Annotated in this window: 20 protein-coding genes; 12 read left to right on the top strand and 8 right to left on the bottom strand. The window is 33.7% G+C overall.

Features of this window, described 5'->3' with window-relative positions; genetic code table 11:
• Positions 1–5 precede the first annotated feature (5 nt).
• The 4 genes from RBR53_03890 to RBR53_03875 all read left to right on the top strand — a co-directional run bounded on the left by RBR53_03890 (position 6) and on the right by RBR53_03875 (position 3,798).
• Positions 6–386 carry a hypothetical protein gene (locus RBR53_03890; GenBank protein MDY0131790.1) on the top strand — a complete coding sequence of 127 codons (381 nt, stop codon included), beginning with the start codon at positions 6–8 and terminating at the stop codon, positions 384–386.
• A complete protein-coding gene (locus tag RBR53_03885; protein ID MDY0131789.1) occupies positions 364–2,097 on the top strand; it encodes an ATP-binding protein in 1,734 nt (577 codons plus the stop codon). The genes RBR53_03890 and RBR53_03885 overlap by 23 nt, the downstream gene beginning before the upstream one ends.
• Positions 2,098–2,099: 2 nt before the next feature.
• On the top strand, positions 2,100–2,456 hold the full coding sequence (locus tag RBR53_03880; GenBank protein ID MDY0131788.1) for a response regulator: 357 nt from the start codon (positions 2,100–2,102) through the stop codon (positions 2,454–2,456).
• Between the two features lie 127 nt (positions 2,457–2,583).
• Positions 2,584–3,798: a response regulator gene (locus tag RBR53_03875; GenBank protein ID MDY0131787.1), complete on the top strand. Its 1,215-nt coding sequence runs from the start codon at positions 2,584–2,586 to the stop codon at positions 3,796–3,798.
• A gap of 94 nt (positions 3,799–3,892) precedes the next feature.
• Here the strand turns inward: RBR53_03875 and RBR53_03870 are convergent, their stop codons facing one another.
• The 5 genes from RBR53_03870 to RBR53_03850 form a co-directional block, all read right to left on the bottom strand.
• Positions 3,893–4,651 (bottom strand): SDR family oxidoreductase, encoded by a 759-nt coding sequence (locus RBR53_03870; GenBank protein MDY0131786.1) that lies wholly within the window; start codon positions 4,649–4,651, stop codon positions 3,893–3,895.
• A gap of 70 nt (positions 4,652–4,721) precedes the next feature.
• Positions 4,722–5,783, bottom strand: coding sequence for a phosphotransferase family protein (locus RBR53_03865; protein ID MDY0131785.1), 1,062 nt, complete (start codon positions 5,781–5,783; stop codon positions 4,722–4,724).
• Positions 5,784–5,795: 12 nt separating this feature from the next.
• Positions 5,796–6,500, bottom strand: a complete 705-nt coding sequence (locus tag RBR53_03860) for a TetR/AcrR family transcriptional regulator (protein MDY0131784.1) — start codon at positions 6,498–6,500, stop codon at positions 5,796–5,798.
• A 113-nt stretch (positions 6,501–6,613) separates the two neighbouring features.
• Positions 6,614–7,822, bottom strand: coding sequence for an acyl-CoA dehydrogenase family protein (locus tag RBR53_03855; GenBank protein MDY0131783.1), 1,209 nt, complete (start codon positions 7,820–7,822; stop codon positions 6,614–6,616).
• A 15-nt stretch (positions 7,823–7,837) separates the two neighbouring features.
• On the bottom strand, positions 7,838–8,557 hold the full coding sequence (locus RBR53_03850; protein ID MDY0131782.1) for a histidine phosphatase family protein: 720 nt from the start codon (positions 8,555–8,557) through the stop codon (positions 7,838–7,840).
• Between the two features lie 262 nt (positions 8,558–8,819).
• Between RBR53_03850 and RBR53_03845 the strand changes: the two genes are divergently transcribed.
• The 6 genes from RBR53_03845 to RBR53_03820 all read left to right on the top strand — a co-directional run bounded on the left by RBR53_03845 (position 8,820) and on the right by RBR53_03820 (position 14,242).
• Positions 8,820–9,593 (top strand): electron transfer flavoprotein subunit beta/FixA family protein, encoded by a 774-nt coding sequence (locus RBR53_03845; GenBank protein ID MDY0131781.1) that lies wholly within the window; start codon positions 8,820–8,822, stop codon positions 9,591–9,593.
• Positions 9,594–9,602: 9 nt separating this feature from the next.
• Positions 9,603–10,544 (top strand): electron transfer flavoprotein subunit alpha/FixB family protein, encoded by a 942-nt coding sequence (locus tag RBR53_03840; protein MDY0131780.1) that lies wholly within the window; start codon positions 9,603–9,605, stop codon positions 10,542–10,544.
• A gap of 480 nt (positions 10,545–11,024) precedes the next feature.
• Positions 11,025–11,795: a methyltransferase domain-containing protein gene (locus RBR53_03835; protein MDY0131779.1), complete on the top strand. Its 771-nt coding sequence runs from the start codon at positions 11,025–11,027 to the stop codon at positions 11,793–11,795.
• Positions 11,768–12,778, top strand: a complete 1,011-nt coding sequence (gene amrS, locus RBR53_03830; GenBank protein ID MDY0131778.1) for an AmmeMemoRadiSam system radical SAM enzyme — start codon at positions 11,768–11,770, stop codon at positions 12,776–12,778. Before RBR53_03835 ends, amrS begins: the two co-directional genes overlap by 28 nt.
• Positions 12,775–13,650, top strand: a complete 876-nt coding sequence (locus RBR53_03825) for a UbiA-like polyprenyltransferase (protein MDY0131777.1) — start codon at positions 12,775–12,777, stop codon at positions 13,648–13,650. The genes amrS and RBR53_03825 overlap by 4 nt, the downstream gene beginning before the upstream one ends.
• Entirely contained in the window at positions 13,625–14,242 is a 618-nt protein-coding gene (locus RBR53_03820; GenBank protein MDY0131776.1) for a flavin prenyltransferase UbiX, read from the top strand. Before RBR53_03825 ends, RBR53_03820 begins: the two co-directional genes overlap by 26 nt.
• Before the next feature lie 33 nt (positions 14,243–14,275).
• Here the strand turns inward: RBR53_03820 and RBR53_03815 are convergent, their stop codons facing one another.
• Positions 14,276–14,752 (bottom strand): Lrp/AsnC family transcriptional regulator, encoded by a 477-nt coding sequence (locus tag RBR53_03815; protein MDY0131775.1) that lies wholly within the window; start codon positions 14,750–14,752, stop codon positions 14,276–14,278.
• Between the two features lie 3 nt (positions 14,753–14,755).
• Entirely contained in the window at positions 14,756–15,574 is an 819-nt protein-coding gene (locus RBR53_03810) for a class I SAM-dependent methyltransferase (protein MDY0131774.1), read from the bottom strand.
• Between the two features lie 205 nt (positions 15,575–15,779).
• On the opposite strand from RBR53_03810, the gene RBR53_03805 reads away from it, so the two are divergent.
• Complete coding sequence (locus RBR53_03805; protein MDY0131773.1) at positions 15,780–17,558, top strand: alpha/beta fold hydrolase; 1,779 nt, start codon at positions 15,780–15,782, stop codon at positions 17,556–17,558.
• Between the two features lie 59 nt (positions 17,559–17,617).
• Here the strand turns inward: RBR53_03805 and RBR53_03800 are convergent, their stop codons facing one another.
• Positions 17,618–18,574, bottom strand: a complete 957-nt coding sequence (locus RBR53_03800) for a hypothetical protein (GenBank protein ID MDY0131772.1) — start codon at positions 18,572–18,574, stop codon at positions 17,618–17,620.
• Positions 18,575–18,868: 294 nt separating this feature from the next.
• Here RBR53_03800 and RBR53_03795 point away from each other — a divergent pair, with 294 nt between their 5' ends.
• Positions 18,869–19,972 (top strand): NADH:flavin oxidoreductase, encoded by a 1,104-nt coding sequence (locus RBR53_03795; protein MDY0131771.1) that lies wholly within the window; start codon positions 18,869–18,871, stop codon positions 19,970–19,972.
• The last annotated feature ends 13 nt before the right edge of the window (positions 19,973–19,985 follow it).

The following is a 19,985-nucleotide window of genomic DNA, read 5'->3' as shown; positions in this document are numbered from 1 at the left end:
AAACAATGGCTGAAAAAATAATCATACCAATATCAGGAAATGAAATTGCTCCAAGATTCGACTTGGCAACAGAAGTGCTTATACTTTTCAAAGAAAAAGGTGAAGAAAAGCCCGAGGAAAAAATAATAGTTCTGCCCCAGGCTTCCGCTGACAAGCTCTGTCATCTGATTCTTACAGGAGGAATTGAAACCCTTATCTGTTGCGGAATAGAAGATGAATTTTACCAATATCTTAACTGGAAGAAAATAAAAATCATTGAAAATGTGGCAGGTTCTTTCAGAAAAGCATCTAAAAGATTTTTTAATGGAAAACTGAAAAACGGGGATATTCTCCTTAAAAAAAGAATAGAAGGAAAGGAAGTAAATGAAAAAAACCTTTATGAATAATCTTTTTTATTTTTTCAAAACCCCTCCTGAACATTTAAGGCAGCCTTACAGATATGTGAAAATGAAAAGAAGCATAGCCTTTCTTTTCACAATGATAACCATTTTACCCCTAACTATAATGGCAATAATAAATTATCATCAATATAAAGAAAGCCTTCAAAAAGAAATAAAAGCACCCCTTCACAATATTCTTAATGATATAAAATACGCCTTTGAAATCTTCATTGAAGAAAGGCTTTCGACTATAAGATTTATTTCCAATGCATATTCCCATGAAGAACTCCAGAATCCTGATACTATAAAAAAAATTTTCAAATCTTTAAGAAACGAGTTTTCAGGATTTGTTGATCTAGGTGTTATCAATGAAGACGGAATCCTTCAAAGCTATGAAGGCCCCTATAAACTCCTTGGAAAAGACTACTCCCAACAGGATTCTTTCAAAGAAGTAAAAGTAAGAGGAACCTATATCAGCGATGTTTTTATGGGATACAGAAAGTTTCCCCATATAGTTTATGTCGTTGAAAGAGTTACAGACCAGGGAAAAACCTGGTATTTAAGGGCAACTATTGACACAGAAAAATACGAAGAACTTGTCAATTCAGTCAATCTCGGCCCTGAAAGTGACGCTTTTATTTTAAACAAAAATAAAATTCTTCAGACATCATCAAGGTATTACGGCAATGTAATGGAAAAATGCCTTCTTGATCTGCCGGAGAATATCCATGGTACTTTTATAACTGAAATTACAGATCCTAAAAAAAGACAGGTTCTTGCCGGGCTAACAAGGGTTCACTCAGACTATATAATTGTAATAGTCAAACCAAAATCACTGCTTCTCAATTCATGGTACTCCTTAAAAAGTGAAATATTTTTTATTCTGGGAATAAGCATTCTTATAATTGTAATTGCCTCAATGAAACTTTCAAGCCTTGTCACAAATAGAATAAAAACAGCTGATGACAGAAGAGAGACTGCAATGAAACAGCTTCAGCACACCCAGAAACTATCTTCAATAGGTCGCCTTGCAGCAGGAGTTGCCCATGAAATAAACAACCCCCTTGCCATAATCAATGAAAAAGCAGGTCTTATGAAAGACATTATTTCTTTTTCAAAAGATTTTGAATTAAAAGATGAGTTTTTAAAGCACAATAACTCAATCATAAATTCAGTTTCAAGATGCAGTTCAGTTACTCACAGGCTTCTTGGATTTGCAAAAAAGTTTGATATTAATTTTGAAAAACTGGACGTAAATTTCATAGTTAAAGAAGTCCTTGGATTTCTTGAAAAAGAAGCGTCATTCAGACAAATCGAGCTTTTGCTTGACCTTGATCCTAAAAATCCTCAGATTTTTTCAGACAAGGGACAGGTTCAGCAGGTTTTTTTAAATATTATGACAAACGCCGTGGCAGCCGTTAACACTGGTGGAAAAATAGAAATCAGCTCCTACTACCTTTCTGAACAAAAAATGGTTGGAATAGACTTCAAAGACAATGGATGCGGAATAAATGAAGAAATTAAAAAGCATATTTTTGATCCATTTTTTACCACAAAACTCGGACAAGGCTCAGGCCTTGGGCTTTCAATAACCTATGGAATAGTAAAAAAGCTGAAAGGCAAATTAAGCTTTACCAGCAAAGTAAATGAAGGAACAAAGTTCACTATCCTTCTTCCCGAAGAAGAGACCTATGAATCAATGTCAGAGGAGGAATAAGTTTGAAAAAAATATTACTTGTTGATGATGAATATGAATTTGTCCAAACTTTGGCTCAAAGGCTTAAACTAAGGGGCTATGAGGTTACAACTGCACTCAGCGGAGAAAATTGTCTTGAAATCTTTTTTTCAAAATCTTTTGATCTAGTTGTTCTTGATCTTATGATGCCTGGTATGAGCGGGCTTGAAGTGCTTGCTGAACTAAAAAAAATTGAAAGTTCTCTTCCAGTAATTCTTCTTACAGGACACGGGTCAACAAAAGAAGGAATGGAAGGAATGAAACTTGGAGCTGAAGATTATTTAATGAAACCCCTTGATATTAATCAGTTAACAAAAAAAATTAAAGAAATTTTCAAATAACAAAATCTTAAAATCCCGGATTTATGCTTTTGATTTACTAAATTTGGCACTAATTTTGCTGTACTCTAAGCAGTGATCAACCTGGAAACCAGCAAGAAACACAAAATCAGTACCGGGAGAAATTTAAATGCCAATAATAAGCATATTTTCAGACAAATATTCAGGGGCTTTAGAATTAGTAAAAAAGCTGGGAAAAAATCACGGGTATAAAATTATAACTGACAATGAGATTGTTGAAGCCGCTGCAAAAATATTCAATGAAAATAAAGATACTTATAAAAAAGTTTTTTTAAATCCTCCTTCTTTTTTCAACAGCTTTACCAGAGAAAAGGAAAAATCCCTGGCAGAACTTAAAGTTTCAGTATCAAAGCTTATTGGGGACGATCAGATATTTTACGGATTTTCAAGCCTTCTTCTTCCCAAAAAAATAAACCATCTCATAAGAATACTTATAATTGCTGAACACCAGCACAGAATTGAAAATGCAGCCAGTTTGGGAATAAGTAAAGAAAATGCAAAAAAAGAAATTCTTGATTCTGATGAAAAAGCAGATGAATTCTCTTATTATATAAAAAACTCAGGTCCATGGAACCCATCACTATATGATATGGTGGTTCCAATGGATAAAACAACAACAGAAAGAGCATATAAACTTATTTCAAGCTACCTTGGTAATCCTCTTCTCCAATTTTCAAATTTATCAAAAAAACATATTAATGATTTTAAACTTGAATCAAATCTTGGGTTAGAGCTTTGCAAACAAGGCTTTGATCTTGATGTTGATGCCCAGGGCAGTGATATCACTCTTATAATAAACAAAAAAGTTCTTTTTCTTTCCAAACTTAAAAGCGAACTTAAAAACGCTGCAAAAGCAATTGATGGAGTTTCAAATGTTAAAATAAAAATAGGACAGAACTTTTATAAGCCAGATATTTTGGCAGATCGAAATTTTAAAAGACCCCACAAGGTCCTTCTTGTTGATAAAGAGGCTGATTTTATCCAGACACTTTCAGAGCGGCTTGCCATAAGAGACCTGCCTTCATTCCCGGTTTCAACAGGAAGGGAGGCTATTGAAATAATAAAAAGAGATCATCCCGAGGTTATTATTCTTGACCTGAATTTACCTGGATTTGACAGATATGAGGTTTTGAAAGAAACCAAGAAAAAAAGCCCGGGAACTAAAATTATTATTCTTACAGGTCATGGAAATCAAACTGAAAGACAAAGATGTATGGAACTAGGAGCCTTTGCCTACCTTGAAAAACCAGCAGACATTGACTTGCTTACAAAGATTATGAAAAAAGCATATAAAAATATTCACAAAAACACTGGGCTGAACTAAAGTTTTAAACAAAAATTGCAGGGCAGGAGAATTCCTGCCCTGACTTGCGTAATTGGTCCTCTAACAAGTTCCGAGGAATAAAAAATTTTATTTTTTATGCAATCATACCCCCATCACACACAATCAATGAACCTGTTGTATATGAAGCAGCATCTGAAACAAGATATAAAACCGCTCCTGCCATATCTTCAGGATCTGCAATTCTTCCAAGGGGAATCTGGGAAACTATCATTTTCTTTAAATTTTCATCACTTGTAAGAGCACTTGCAAATTTTGTATCTGTAAGTCCAGGAAGAAGAGCGTTTACTCTTATTTTATGGGGAGCAAGTTCCCTGGCAAATGCTTTTGTAAGAGAAATAAGAGCTGCCTTTGAAATCGAATACATTCCCTGAAAAGCTGCAGGACGAACTCCATTTATTGAAGAAACATTTACTATGCTTCCTCCTCCGTTTTCCCTCATAAGCTTTGCAAATTCAACTATTGTAAAAAAAGGGCCTTTCAGGTTTACATCAAAAATCTTGTCCCAGGCCCATTCTTCAGCATCAATCATATCACCAAAATATGGGTTTGCAGCTGCGTTATTTACTAAAATATCAAGTTTTCCGTATTTTTCTTTAACTGATTGAACAAGAGCTTTTATCTGATCAATTTCGCCCATATGACAGGCCATTGATTCAGCCTGACCGCCTTTTGTCTTGATATCGTTTTCAACTTTTTGAAGAGCATCTATTTTTCTGCTCACCAAAATAATTTTTGCACCATTCTCGCTTAAGCAATGTGCAATAGCTTCTCCTATTCCCCGGCTTGCTCCTGTTATAAGAGCTACCTTATTTTCAAGTGAAAACCCGGCCATTTTGCCTCCTTGTTTATGTTTATCTTTTTTTAAATTTGACAGCTGAAACAAAGTTTTTACTTTTTATAAATTACAATTTGGAATTATCAATAATTTTACCAGAAAGCTTTTCAAGAATATTGACTGCATGAATAAGCATTCCAAATCTTTTGTCCTTGGTATACCCAAGAAAAAACCTCTTGTATATCTGCTGGGCAATTACAGCCAACCTAAAGGTTCCAAAACATAGATAAAAATCAAAATTATCCATGTTTCTGCCTGTTTTTTCCCCATATCTTTCTATCATTTCATTTCTTGTTAAAGCACCTTCAATATCTGTTGGCATGGTTTTTAAAAGCTTGAATTCATCTGAATCATTCCTGTCAATCCAATAACCCAGAGAACTGCCAAGATCCATCAGCGGATCTCCATATGTTGCCATTTCCCAGTCAAGAACCCCGATTATTTTCATGGGATTGTCTTTATCAAGAACAACATTATCAAATTTATAATCATTGTGAATTATTGAGGGAGAATCAGTATCTTTGGGCTGCCTGTCATTGAGCCATTCCATAACCTTTTCAAATCCAGGAGCATCGTCTGTTTTAGCATTTACATATCTTCTGCTCCAGCCTTCAACCTGTCTTTGAACATAGCCTTGAGGTTTTCCAAGAAATGAAAGATTATTTTTTTCAACATCTATTGAATGAAGTTCAACATGAACATCAAGAAGTTTTTTACATAAATTTCCTGCATCTTCAGAGCTTAAATCAAGGCCTTTGGGAAGCTCCTTTCTCAAAATTATCCCTGATATTTTTTCCATTATATAAAAGGGACAGCCCATTATTGATAGATCTTCTGTGTATGCCAATGGTGTGGGGCAATATGGAAAAAGCGGCTTTAAAGCTGTTAAAATTTTATATTCCCTTCCCATATCATGGGCTGATTTTATATCAGCTCCTTTTGGCGGTCTTCTTAAAACCATTTGCTTTCCATTGGATTCTATCAAGTAGGTAAGATTGGAAAAACCTCCGGGAAATTGCTTTACATAGATATCTCCATCTATCCCTTCAACATTTTCCCTTAAAAACTCCCTAATCTTTTCATGGTCAAGCTCTTCTCCTTTTCTTACATCAACTGCCTGATCTTCCATTTTTGAACCCCCTTAAATTATTTTTGGCTCAGCAAGAACAAAGGATTCAACAAATCCTATAACATAATCAGCAAACTCATCAGGGCCTATCTTTCTTGATTTGTACTTCCACTTTTTAAGATACCAGTCCTGTTGCATGGACTTGATTATACTTGCTGTCAAAAAATGATTTCTTTTTTTAAAAACACCTTGAATTTCTCCAAGCTTTAAAATATCAACCACAACTTTTTCAGTATGTGCCTCAAGTGCTCTTGCCTCCTCCAGTTCTTTTTCATTCAAACTTCTTGCTTCCATAAAAGTGAAAAAAAACCAGGGTCTTGCCACCTCACTTAAGAAAATATGAGCTTTTATTACTGCTCTAAGCTTTCCAAGAGGATCAGGAGAAGTTGATTCAAAGGAATCCAGAATATTTTTTACCATTGCTCTTCCCTGTTTCTGGATTATATGAAGCAAATCCTCCTTATTTTTAAAATATGCATAAAGGGCTCCCATACTTAAATTAACTTCCCTGCTTAAGTCTCTCATTGTCATTGCCTGAAAGCCCTTTTTGGAAGATATTGAAAATACAGCGTTAAAAATTTTATAAAGATTTTCCACTGCCCTTTTTTCATTCTTTATTTTTATACTTTCCTGATTTTGATAAAAAACCTCTTTGCAAAGGGTGTTTTTTGAAGTATCAAATCTTTTTTTAAATTCTGTAAAATCAAACTCTTCCACTTTTTTATTTCCTTTTTAATTTGGGGTTTATATTTATTAAATACAATTGTTCAATTATAACTGAATAGTCAGATTGAAAATAAGAATAAACATAAACTTTTCCCAAAAGAAAATTATCTTATAACTTTTCCTTCATAGGTTCTAAGCATTCTCCTGGCTAAAGATGACTTGTGAACCTCGTCTGCTCCGTCATAAATCCTTGCAGCTCTTTCATGCCTGTAAAAATATGCAAGAATTGTATCATCTGTCATCCCAAGTCCTCCATATGTCTGAAGTGCTCTATCAATTACTTTGTTCATTGTATTTGCAACAACAAATTTTATCATTGAAACAGCATCTCTTGAGGCTGAAGCACCGTATTCATCTATCTGCCATGCTGCATTCAAGGTAAGAAGTCTTGCCGCCTGAATTTCAGCAGCTGATTCTGCAACCCAGTTCTGAACTGTCTGTTTTGAGGCAAGGGTTTTACCATCAGCTGAAATTACTCTGGAGTTTGCCCTTGAACACATAAGATCAAAGGATCTTTTGCATATCCCAAGCCATCTCATGCAATGATGAATTCTTCCTGGCCCAAGTCTGTCCTGGGCTATTACAAAACCATGGCCTTCAGGCCCTAAAAGATTCTTTTGAGGAACCCTGCACGACTGATATAAAATTTCTGCATGACTTGCATATCCGCTTCCTTCATGGCCCATTACAGGAATATTTCTTACAAGATTAAAGCCCTTGGTTTCTGTTGGAACAATTATCATGCTTGCCTGAAGATATTTTGAAGCTTCAGGATTTGTCACAGCCATTACTATGGCAAAATTTGACCCGTCAGCAGAGGTTGTATACCATTTGTGCCCGTTGATTAGATAATCATCCCCGTCTTTTACAGCAGTTGTCTCAAGCATTACAGGATTTGAACCCGGCATATCCACTTCTGTCATTGAAAAACAGCTTCTTATATCCCCCCTTACAAGAGGTTTTAAATATTTTTCCTTTTGCTCTTCTGTCCCGTATTTATGTAAAATTTCAACGTTTCCCGCATCAGGAGCCTGGCACCAAAAAACATAATGTCCAAGAGGAGAACGCCCAAGAGCCTCTGAAACAAGTCCATGCTCAACCATGGAAAGTCCCATCCCTCCGCAGTCTTCAGGGAAATTAGGGGCCCATAATCCCATTTTTTTAGCCATTGCCTGCTTTTCTTTTATAGCCGGCTCCATTTCATTAAAATCTCCCATCACAAATTCAGGCTCAAGTGGAATAAGTTCCTTGTCAATAAACTCGTTTATTGTATCCACTATAAGTTTAATTTTATCCGATATTCTAAAATCCATCTTACTCCTCCTTGATTATCTGTAGGTAATAAGGTCTTTGTCATTTTCCAGCTCAAAATGAGCCGAACAATTAAAACTTCTTAATAAAAATCTGTTTGAGTTCCTATTGAACCTTCCTTTTGAGCTTACAATAGAAATTGAGCAGTTTTTTATTCCCCATCCAATCTTGGCTGCTTTAAAAGGATGAACCTGGAGAGTATTTTCAAGAAGTGCTGAAATTGCCCCTCCTGAAGTAAAAACTGCAATTTTACCTTTTCTTTCTTTTAAATCTGATACCTCCTCAAAGGCTTTTAAAACCCTATGAGAATATGTTTCATAGGCTTCAACTCCATAACCAGAAAATTCACCGCTTATCCAATCCTCAACCAGCCTGGAAAAAAAAACCTGAAATTTTTTTTTATCTTTTGAAAGCTCAACTAAATCGTATGATTTTTCCGGTTCTTTTTGTCTATAATAATCAAGACTGGCATTTATAAGATCTGTATGACTATACTCATTGAAACCTTTATTTATTTCTACTTTTTTACCCTTTTCCCCCATTCCTTCTAAGGTATGGACAGCAGTATCAACCTGTCTTTCCAAAGAACCTGAAAAAATTGAATCAAAGGTTGTTTTGGTTTGTTTAAAAAATTTTCCAAGAATCTGGGCTTGTTTTATGCCGATTTTTGAAAGTTCGTCATAATCTGATTCCCCAAATGAAGCCTGGCCATGGCGGATAACATAAAGAAGAGGCATTAAATTTTCCTTTGTAAACCAATAAATTATCTCTTTTTTTTCTAAGATTTATAAAACTTTAAATCTTAGAAAATTTTATGTCAACAAAAAAACGAACGAACGTTCGATTTTTTTGTTGATAAATTTTCATTCCTGTATAAAATATAAATAAGAGATTTTTTAAAAAACTTAGACTTGCTTTATTCAGACAAAACTAATTTTTAAAATATTAATCGCTAAAGTATTAAATTAGCTTTGTCTGACAACTGACAAAGGATTAAAAATGAAAATACTTGTAACAATAAAACCGGTTTTTGAAGAAATTCAAATGACTGACCCAGCTATTTTAAAAAACAACTTTTCATTAAAAAACCCGGATTTGAACTTTAAAATAAACAGATTTGATGATCATTCACTTGAAGAAGCTCTTAAATTAAAGGAAAAAGACAATAGTATTGAAATTCATACAATTTCTGTGGGAACAGAACCTAGCCTTGAAATTCTAAAAAAAACCATTGGAAAAGGTGCGGATAAAGGGATTTTGATTCAAACTGAAATAAAAAATGCAAATGACCCTGATTTTGTATCAAATGCAGTAAAAAACATTTTCATGGAAAATGACTATAAAATGATTTTCAGCGGAATGATGTCAGAAGATATGATGAACGGAACAACAGGTCTTTTAACAGCTTCAAAACTTTCCATTCCCTCTGTTTCAGGAGTGACTTCCATTGAAAAAATTTCCAAAAATAAAATAATTGTAAAAAGAGAACTTGAAGGCGGAGCTTCACAAAGGGCAGAACTTGCACTTCCATGTATTTTAAATTTTCAGGCCGGGATAAACAAGCCTGGATATCCAAATGTATTAAGAATGCTAAAAGTTGATGAATCAACCCTTGTTGTAAAAAATATTGAAAGCCTGGAATCAAAAATCAGTTTTGAAACAAAAGAACTTAAACTGCCTTCCAAAACAAGAAAAGGTGAAATACTTAAGGGAAGCATAGAAGACAAAGCAAAGGCTTTTCTTGAAATTTTAAAACAGAAAAAAATTCTTTAAGGAAAAAAAATGAATAAAAAAATAATTTTAGTCTGTGACAGTATGGAAAATAGAATTGAACAGGCAAAAAAACTTATAAATTTCGGACAAAATCTTAATATTTATACAAAAGAAGAAATACTTCTTGTTGTTTTCAATGAACCCGATATTAAAGAGTTTTCAAGTAAAATTGATTTTAGATCTATTTTAAATATAAAAACCGGTTTAAAAGATCATAATCCAGATGAAATAGGTTTCTGCCTTGAAAAAATCATTGAAAAAACAGACTTTTCTTATCTCTGCTTTGACTCTTCCACCAAGTCCCTTGAATCAGCTTCTTTTATTGCTGGTAAATCTAAGGCATCAATAATTACAAATATTTTAAAAATTGAAGCAAAAAACAAGTTTTCAAGGATGATTTTCAATTCCAAACTTGAAGCCCTGGTAAAAAACAAGAAAAAAAAAGCTGTATTAACTGTTTCAGGTTCAAGTTTTGAAAAAAACCCTTCTCCTTTTTCAAAAGAAAGTTTTGAAGAAACAGAAATAAAACCAAAAACATCGGGGGTTGAGATAGTTGAAACAATGTCAAAATCTGAAAGCTCCTCTCTTGATAACGCAAAAATCATTCTCTCCATAGGAAGGGGACTGAACTCAAGTGAAGAAATTGAAAAAATTTTTGAAGTTTCAAAATTAATACCGAATTCAGCTGTAGGCTGTTCAAGACCCATTGTTGACGAAGGGCTTCTTGGGTATGAAAGACAAGTTGGAATCACAGGAAGAACTGTTTCTCCCAAAGTGTATTCAGCTTTTGGAATTTCCGGCTCTTCCCAGCATATTTATGGAATGAAAGATTCTGAATTTGTTATTTCTGTTAATAGTGACCCCTACTCATCTATTTTCAGCCATTCAGATCTTTGTATTGTTGAAGATGCTTCTTTATTTCTTGAAATCCTTAAACAGGAGCTTGAATAAAAAAATCTTCATTGACAAAAAACAATAAAATATTTTATACAATATCCAAACTTTGGGTAACCAAAGATTGTATCACTTATCTTAAGAAGATATAGGTCTTCCAAACTTACTTAAAGACTTATCTGTTTTTTGTCTTTGATTTAAAAAAACTAGATTTAATCTTCCTCCTTCCCGGTCAGGTTATCCACTGACCGGGAATCCCCTTTTTTTACAAAATCCAATTTCCTTTTAAAAAAACTAATTTAGTTCTTTAATAAGTTTACCAAAGATATTGGAACAGAAAATAATTTCTTTAAAAATCATTGGGTTTTACTTTCCCATGGTTGAATTAAATGAAAAAAGCACTATTGTTATAACTAGTAAAAAGTTTTAGGACAAAATCAGTTTGTATTAAAGTTTGATTTTCAAATTAATAACAACCTGGATTAAGCAATTTTCAAGTTTGGAATAAAAAAATATTTTAATGCAGCAGGTAATCTTATGTTCAAAAAAAAATTTGATTTCAATAGCAAAACTTACCGCTCTGCAGATTTTCCAAACCTTTCAAGGGAAATCCAGCTTTTTTTCAGTCTTTTAAATCCAATCCCCGGAGATTCAATTCTTTCAATAGGTTCAAATTCCCACGAAATTTTAAAGGCCTGCCTTGAAATAAATCTTGACTTAACTCTTACAGATCCGGAAAAATCAAAGCTTCAAATTGCACAAAGAGAATTTTCACATAAAATTTCATATCATCAAAGTGAAGCAGAAGATCTTCCCTTTGATGATAACAGCTTTGAATATTCCTTTTTTTTCAATTCCCTTGGAAATACAAAAGATCCTGTAAAAGCACTGGAAGAATCATTTCGTGTTACAAAAAACTATGTTTTCATAGGAGTCACAAACAGATTTGCAATCAAAGGGGTTCAAAAAACAATAAAAGGGTTTTTATTCCCTGAATCACACAAACTCAAACTTTTCAGTATTTTTGAAATAAAACAGATAATAAAAAATCTTTTAGGCGATGTTCCTGTAAAATGGAGAACAGTTTCAACTTTTGATCTCATTGGAAGCCCTGTTTTAGAATATCTTGGTTATCCCGAACTTTTTCAAAAAAGTCCTTTTGGAAACTTTGCAGGTATTTGTGTGTGCTTACAACCCAGATTCAGGCTGAAACCCCTTGAGCTTAAAGTTGAAAATCCTGCAATAAAACCTGTAAATGCAATTCCTCAGAGGTGTGCTCAATGGAAAAGAAATTATACAAAAAAATAAACAACAATAAATCAATCTGCCTTTTGTGCAGTCATTTTTGCGTTCTTAAAAAAAATGAAAAAGGCAAATGCGGAGTAAGGCAAAATATTTCTGATGAAATAATTTCACTTATAAAAAATAAAATAGCTGTAAAAGCTCTTGATCCAATTGAAAAAAAACCGCTGTTTCATGTTCTGCCCGGAAGCTTTTCATATTCCATTGGATCTCCTGGATGCAATTTTACCTGCAAATTCTGTCAAAATGCAACTCTTGCCCAGTTACCGGCTGTTTTGGATGAAATTGATGCATATGAAATTATTCCAGAAGACCTTGTAAAAGAAGCCATTGCAAATAAAGCAAAATCAATAAGCTACACGTATTCAGAACCTACTGTTTTTTTTGAACTTATGAAAGATACAGCCCTTATTGCAAAAGACAAAGGCATTTTAAATTTAATGGTTTCAAACGGTTTTATTTCAAAGCAGGGTTTTGATGAAATAAAGGAATTTATTGATGCTGCAAATATTGACCTTAAATCCTTTAGCAATAATTTTTATGAAAAAATCTGCGGGGGAAAACTAAAGCCTGTTCTTGAAACCTTAAAAAGAATGAAAAAAGAAAATATTTTTATTGAGATAACCACCCTTTTAATTTCAGGAATAAACGATAGTAAAGAAGAAATAGAAAATATTGCAAAATTTATAAAAAATGAACTTGGACAAGATACTCCCTGGCATATTTCAGCATTTCATCCATGTTTTAAAATGACCGATATAAAGCCAACTCCTGCTGGTACAATTCACAAAGCAATTGAAACTGGTCAAAAACAAGGCCTTAATTATATTTATCCAGGAAATATCTTTGGAGATGATTTTGAATCAACCATATGCCCCCAGTGCAAAAACAAAGTAGTTGAAAGAAAAGGGTTTTATGTTATAGGAAACCATATAAAAAATGGAAAATGTGGTGAATGTGGACATAAAATAAGCGGAATTTTTGAATGAAAAAATATGTTTTTGCAATAAAAACCTATAGTGAAATGATTAAAATTTCACACACAATTTTTGCTCTTCCCTTTGCTCTTTCAGCTGTTGTTTTGGCCTCAAGATACACTGATATAAACTTTAATCAGATTTTGTTTATTATTCTTGCAATGACAGGAGCAAGATCTGCAGCAATGGGATTCAACAGAATAGCAGACAAGAAAATCGACAGTTCAAACCCAAGAACAAGACAAAGAGAGCTTCCTTCGGGTAAAATAAGTTCAAAATCTGCCTGGTTTTTTGTTTTCTTTTCATCAGCTCTTTTTATATTCTCGGCTTTTATGTTGGGAAGTCTTTGCTTTTATCTTTCTTTTCCAGTTCTTTTAGTTCTTTTTTTTTATTCATATACAAAAAGATTTACAAGCCTTGCCCATATTTATCTTGGATTTGCAATTTCCCTTGCTCCAGCAGGTGCTTTTATTGCACTTACAAATTCAATAAATTGGGGAATAATAATTCTTTCTCTTACCCTTCTTACATATATTTCTGGCTTTGATATTTTATATGCCTGTCAGGATCTGGATTTTGACAATGAAAACAACCTTCATTCAATTCCTGCAAAGCTTGGGGAAAAAAAAGCCTTTTTTATTTCAGATATTTTACATTTAATTACCTTTGTCTCCTTTATGTCTTTATATTTTATTTTTTCAATGAATTATATTTTTCTTTTATCTGCTTTTCTTATTGGGATTCTCCTTATAATGGAGCATATAGTTGTAAGGCCCGGTAAGATGGAAAAAATTGATCTTGCTTTTTTTAACATAAACAGCGTTATTTCAATAACCCTATTTCTTGGATTTTTTCTTGATGAGTTATTCTTCAGATGGATTTAACAAAAAGTTTGTAATTGCCTGTACAGGAGCATCCGGAGTGATCTATTTTTTAAGACTCTTAAATGAGCTTGTAAAAAAAGACCTTGAACTCCATTTAATTGTTTCAGCTTCTGGACACCAGGTTCTTTTTCACGAAACAGATTATAAAAACGGACCTTTAATTGATTTTCTTTTAAAAGACAAAAAAGATTCAGAGATTAAAGCCCAAATCTTTATACATAAAGAAAATGATTTTTTCTCTCCTCCTGCAAGCGGCTCATTTCTTCACAATGGAATGGCTATTGTGCCCTGCTCAATGAAAACTCTGGGATCAATTGCATCAGGAATTGCAGACTCTCTTATTTCAAGAAGTGCTGATGTTTGCCTCAAGGAAAAAAGAAAACTTATTTTAGTCCCAAGGGAAACTCCTTTTAACAGAATTCAACTTGAAAACATGATAAGAGTAAATGATTCAGGAGCTGTTATTCTGCCTGCTTCCCCTTCTTTTTACAACCATCCCAAGTCAATTGAAGATCTCACTGACTCTGTTGTGTCAAAAATTTTAAATCACCTTGGAGTTGAAAACAGGCTTTTACCCCAATGGGGAAAGTAAATCTTTACACTTAACTAAAACAAACCCGGGTTTTTAAAACTCTTTTGTAAAGTATTTCATAGAAGTCTTTTTAAGCTCTTTTGCACTATATAAAACATCAAAATCACTAATTTGAGACTTTTTGGACATCTTATTTACTTTATGAATGCAGCCTTCCTTACTTTTAGCATGGACCATTGTATAAAGATTAAAAGGCCATTCAGGTTTGGGATCTCTTCTATAGCAATGGGAAACAAAAGAAAATTCTGCCATGATTTTTCCTATTTCATGGATTTTATCTTCGGGAACGTTCCAGGCTACCATTGCATTGGTTGAATAACCTGATTTTTGATGTCTTAATGTGGCTCCAAATCTTCTTATTATTTTTTTGTCATCAAGACTTTTTAAAGCTTCAATAAATTCATCTTCTGAAATACCTGCTTGTTTAGCAAGGATTTCGTATGGATTTTTTTCTATTGGGATATCCCCCTGAATAAGAGCCACAACTTTTTTTTCATTATCGCTTAGCATAAACTATTTCTCTCCACTTTCTTTTCCAAGTACACAGGAAACTATATAAAAACCAAATCTTATTGCAGGCACCATGGAAAACCATCCATACCACCCAAGTTTTTCAAAAGAAGGTTTAAAATAATATATAACATCTTTTGTTTCAATGTTGCTGTCCCATAAAGCTAGTTCATCTATAGTTCGCATCCCCCACTTAAAACATACATCCATCATTGAAAGGGCTGGATTAAAAAAACTTGCAGCTGCCTGCTCAGGAGTTACAGCATCAAAAATTAAATTTGCCCCGGCAAATTTAATTCTTAACTCCTTTACAAATTTTTTTACCATAGGCTTTGAAAAATAAAGCAAAATACCCTCTGCAATTATAAGAACAGGTCTTTGGTCTTTATTTTTAATTTTTTTAACCCATCTTATATCAAAGGCAGAAGCAGCTATGAATTTATAGCGATCTGTTTCATCAAACAACTCTTTTCTTACTCCAATTATTTCCGGAAGATCAAGCTCATACCAATTGATTTTTCCATTGTCCATCCGAAAAAACCTTGTATCCAGCCCTGCCCCGATATTTATTACAATGGAAAAGGGATTTTCCTTAATAAACTCGCTGACTAAAAAATCAAAAGATTTTTCTCTCATTATTGTGGCTGATTGAAGAACTTTGAAGCCATCCATTCTATCAAAGTCATAATCAATCTTTTTTATTATTTCAGCAGCCTTTTCATCAGAAAAATTTCCACCCTTTTTTTGTGACTCAATAGCTCGAAAATAAAGAGGAAGAAGAAGAGTTTTCGAAATATTGCTCCATTTTGAGATGTCCCCCAAAATTTTTTCCTTAATTTTCAAGTTAACTAAAAACTGAAATTTTTGAATATGGATTAATTCATCGTTAGCCGCAAAACACACAAAAGCCTTTTAAATTACTAGAATTAATATATAATGGATTAATATCTTTTTCAAGAATACTTAAACAATATGGTATCTATACTTCCCCAAGATTTAAAGTACAAAATTATTTTAAGGAGGTCCCATGCACCAAAAACCAATCAAAAGAATGCCTGATGCTGAGTTTAAAAAAACAGCCAACCTAGAATATTTTTCAGACACTCCTGAACCCATGGACGAACTGAAAAAAGCAGCTCTTCATATGGACAGACTTTTCAGAAAAAAAATGTCCAATATAATTGGTCCGGTTGACATCCCGGCTTTTGCAAGATCTTTTTATGACGGTTTTGTCCACCTTGCATGGAGTCCTGGAACAAGATTTAACAAGTATCTTGACTTTGTTAAATTAACTTGGGAACTGAACCAAGCCTTTATCTCTGAAGGAGAAAATCTTCCAAAAGACAAAAGATTCAGCCATAAAATGTGGGAAGAACGTCCTTTCATACATTATAAAAACTTCTTTCTTATTATAGAACCTTTTATCCAGGAATTTTTTTCTGAGATAAAAGGGGTTCAAGGTCAGTCCAAGCTTTTAATAGAGTTCTGGCTAAAACAGATTACAGCAATGATAAACCCAATGAATTTTCCTTTCACCAACCCTGAGGTAATTGAAAAAACAATGGAGGAAAATGGAATTAACCTTTTAAAAGGCTTTGTCACCTTTCTTGAAGATATAAAAACCGAGGGCGGAATTAAAATAAGACATTCTAAGGATCAGTATCACAAGGTTGGTGAAACCCTGGCCACAACAAAAGGTAAAGTTGTCTATAAAAATGAAATCATAGAATTAATCCAGTATGTTCCAAAGACTGAAAAAGTCAGTTCTACCCCAATTCTTCTTGTACCAGCCTGGATCAACAAATATTATATTTTCGATTTAAGTCGCAATAACTCAATGGTTGCATATCTGGTTAATCAGGGGTTTACTGTTTTTGTAATTTCCTGGAAAAATATCAGCACAAAAGATTATAGTGAATATGGAATGATTGAGTATACAGGAAAAGGTGTTCTTGAGCCCATTGAAATAATAAAAGAAATGCTCTCAACTGATAGTGTTCATCTCACAGGATACTGCATGGGGTCAATTTTATGCACAACTGCTGCTGCATATTTAAGGGGGAAGAAAAACTCCTCCATCAAAACTCTTTCATTTTTTGCAGGGCAGATAGACTTTTCTGATGCAGGAGAACTTAAAAGCTTTATTGATGAAAGCCAGATAGCTTTTCTTGAAGATCTGATGGTTGACAATGGGTTTCTTGATAAATCCAATATGGCAACCACATTCAGCCTCTTAAAGCCAAGAGATCTTTACTGGAACTATTTTATTGACACATACTTTCTTGCAAAAGAGCCTTTTAACTTTGACTTTCTTTACTGGAATGATGATGGAACAAGAATGCCTAAAAAGCTTCATATTGATATTTTAAAAAAGCTTTACCTTGAAGATCAGCTAACAGAAGGTAAGTTTATAATGGGCGGAAGAAGCCTTGATTTAAGAGCTATTGATATGGACCTTTTTTCAGTGGGAACTGAAAGAGACCATATTGCACCCTGGAAATCAGTATACAGAATTCCACATTTTGTAACATCCCCTATTAAATTTATCCTTACCTCAGGGGGACATATAGCCGGAATTATAAATCCTCCTGAAAACAACAAGGGAAAATATTTTAGAAACGGAATCCTTGGAAAGGGTCCTGAGCATTGGCTTGCAACTGCAAAAATCCAAGAGGGAAGCTGGTGGACCGAATGGGTGGAATGGCTGAAAAAAAGAACCGGGGATGATATTCCTGCTCCAAAATGTCCGGTGTCTAAAGACTATGATCTTGGAGATGCCCCGGGAACCTATGTTTTTGAAAAATAAACAAATTTTTTCAGCCGGATTTCTTAACTTTAAGAATCTAGCTGAAAAAACTTTTTATCTTAATCTTTTAATAAAGAATCTCCTGGCAGATCCCACCCTTCTGGATCGTCCTGAACTTTCCAGCGTTTATGAAACCACCACCATTGATCCGGTGCTTCCAGTAGCCAGGTTTCTATAATTCGATTCAGTCTTTCTGTATTATGACGTATATTCAAATCAATGTCATCATAGGGTGTTTCCTGTTCAAAGGCAGGAAAAACCCTGGCGTGGTGATATCCTGTTTTTCCTTTGCGGTTAATCACAGCAGGAATTATAGGAGCACCTGTCTCAAAGCCAAAACGACTGGGAGCATGAGTTGTGGACGCCCATTGATCAAAAAATTTACAGGCAATGGATCTATGTTTTGAAAGATGCTGATCTGCAACAATTGTTACAATTTTATTTTCTGAGAGAAGTTCTTTAATACGGCTTTTTGAATTCTTGCTGCTTATAATTGTTACACCCGTATTTTTTCTGACACTTGAAAGAAATTTTTCTGCTGATTTGCCCATTTTCCTAACCACAACTGAAATTGGAGCTCCACGCATAGCCATTGAACAACCTCCAAGATCAACATTATCTATATGTGTTGCAAACAAAATTGCTCCTTTTCCAAGCTCAAGGGCTTTTTCCATATTCTCCCAGCCCTCTATCCTCACAAGCTTTTTATTTTCAGCAAGGGACATATGGGGGATACGCAAAACTTCCATAAAAGACATACAAAATTTTGAAAAAAATCTCCTGACAATCTTTTTCTGCTCTTTTTTTGAAAGTTCATTGCCAAAAACACGATTAACATTTTCCATGCACAATTTTTTTCTTACAGGAACAATATAATACCAAATCAAGCCGATAAATCGCCCAAAGGCCAGAGCTACACCTAACGGAAGAAAAGAAATAAAGCGACTGAACAATGATAACATAATTAATGTCCAATATTTTAAATATTTAAGGATAGATAAAACTAACAGAAACAAAATTAAATTACTAATGGATAATTTTTTTAACTTCCCATTACAATCAGATTTTATAAATAATCTACCATGGTTTTTTTTAATAAAAACAACATAAATCTATAAAAACTTAGTTTTACCTTTAATTACCCATGGATTTTCTTTATATAACCAATTAAAAATTAAAATCTGGTTTTGCTCCTTTTCTAGGTCAGAGTGCAATTTAATCTCAAAACACTTATCCCAAAGGTTAGATTGGTATTTCCTTTAATTAAAACAAACTTAAAAAGTATTTATAAATAATTCTCAGGAGGAAAAATGAAACAACTGTTTGAGCCGGCAAATATTGGTAACCTTGAACTTAAAAACAGATTTATCCGCTCTGCAACCTGGGAAGGAATGGCAGAGGACAATGGACATTTTAATGACAAAATCTATGAAATTTACGAAAACCTTGCAAAAGGCGGAGTCGGAGCAATAATAACTGGATATGCTTATGTTTTAAAGGAAGAACAACCAAGTCCGAAAATGTTTGGGGCATACGATGATTCATTTATTGAAGATTATAAAAAACTTACAAAAATTGTCCATAAAAACAACAGCAAAATAATTTTGCAGCTTGTTTACGGCGGCTCTTTTACATGGTTTAATGTTGATAAAAGAGAAATCTGGGGTCCTTCTGCTGTTTTAAATAAAATTTCAGGAATAACTCCCAAAGAAATGTCAATTGAAAACATTGATGCCCTGGTAAAAGCTTTCGGAAAATCAGCAAAAAGAGCCATGGAAGGAGGATTTGACGGAGTTGAAATCCACGCTGGACATGGATATCTTTTAAGTCAGTTTTTATCTCCCTATTTTAATAGAAGAGAAGACAAATATGGCGGGAGCATTGAAAACAGAGCAAGAATAATCTATGAGGTTTTTGACAGGATAAGATCAAGCACTTCGCCTGATTTTCCAATTCTTATAAAACTTAACTGCTCTGACTTCATGGAAAATAAAGGTTTTGTATTTGAAGAATGCAAAGAGGTTTGCAAAAATCTTTCAAAAAAAGGAATTACTGCTGTTGAAATCAGCGGAGGACCTGTTTTCAGAGCTCCAAAAACAGAAAAAGAGCCCACAAAAAAAGTTAGTCTTTCCTCAAATGATTCATACTTCAGCGAATATGCTAAAGAACTTGCTTCTGAAATTGAGGTTCCTCTAATTCTTGTGGGAGGAAATAGAAATTTTGAAGTGATGGAAAATCTTTTAAACCAAACAAAAATTGAATTTTTTTCTATTTCAAGGCCGCTTTTAAGTGAACCAGACCTTATAAATCAATGGAAAAAAGACAAAAACTTCAAGCCCAGATGTACGTCCTGCAGTCTTTGTTTCACACCTGAAAGCAATAGCTGTATCCTTGACAGGGAAAATAAAAAATAAATTTATAAAACTG

Source organism: Desulforegulaceae bacterium, from assembly GCA_034006035.1.
Classification (GTDB): Bacteria; Desulfobacterota; Desulfobacteria; order Desulfobacterales; family JACKCP01; genus JACKCP01.
Note: the sequence above shows the minus strand (reverse complement) of the source record. Positions and strands in the feature narration are given on the sequence as shown.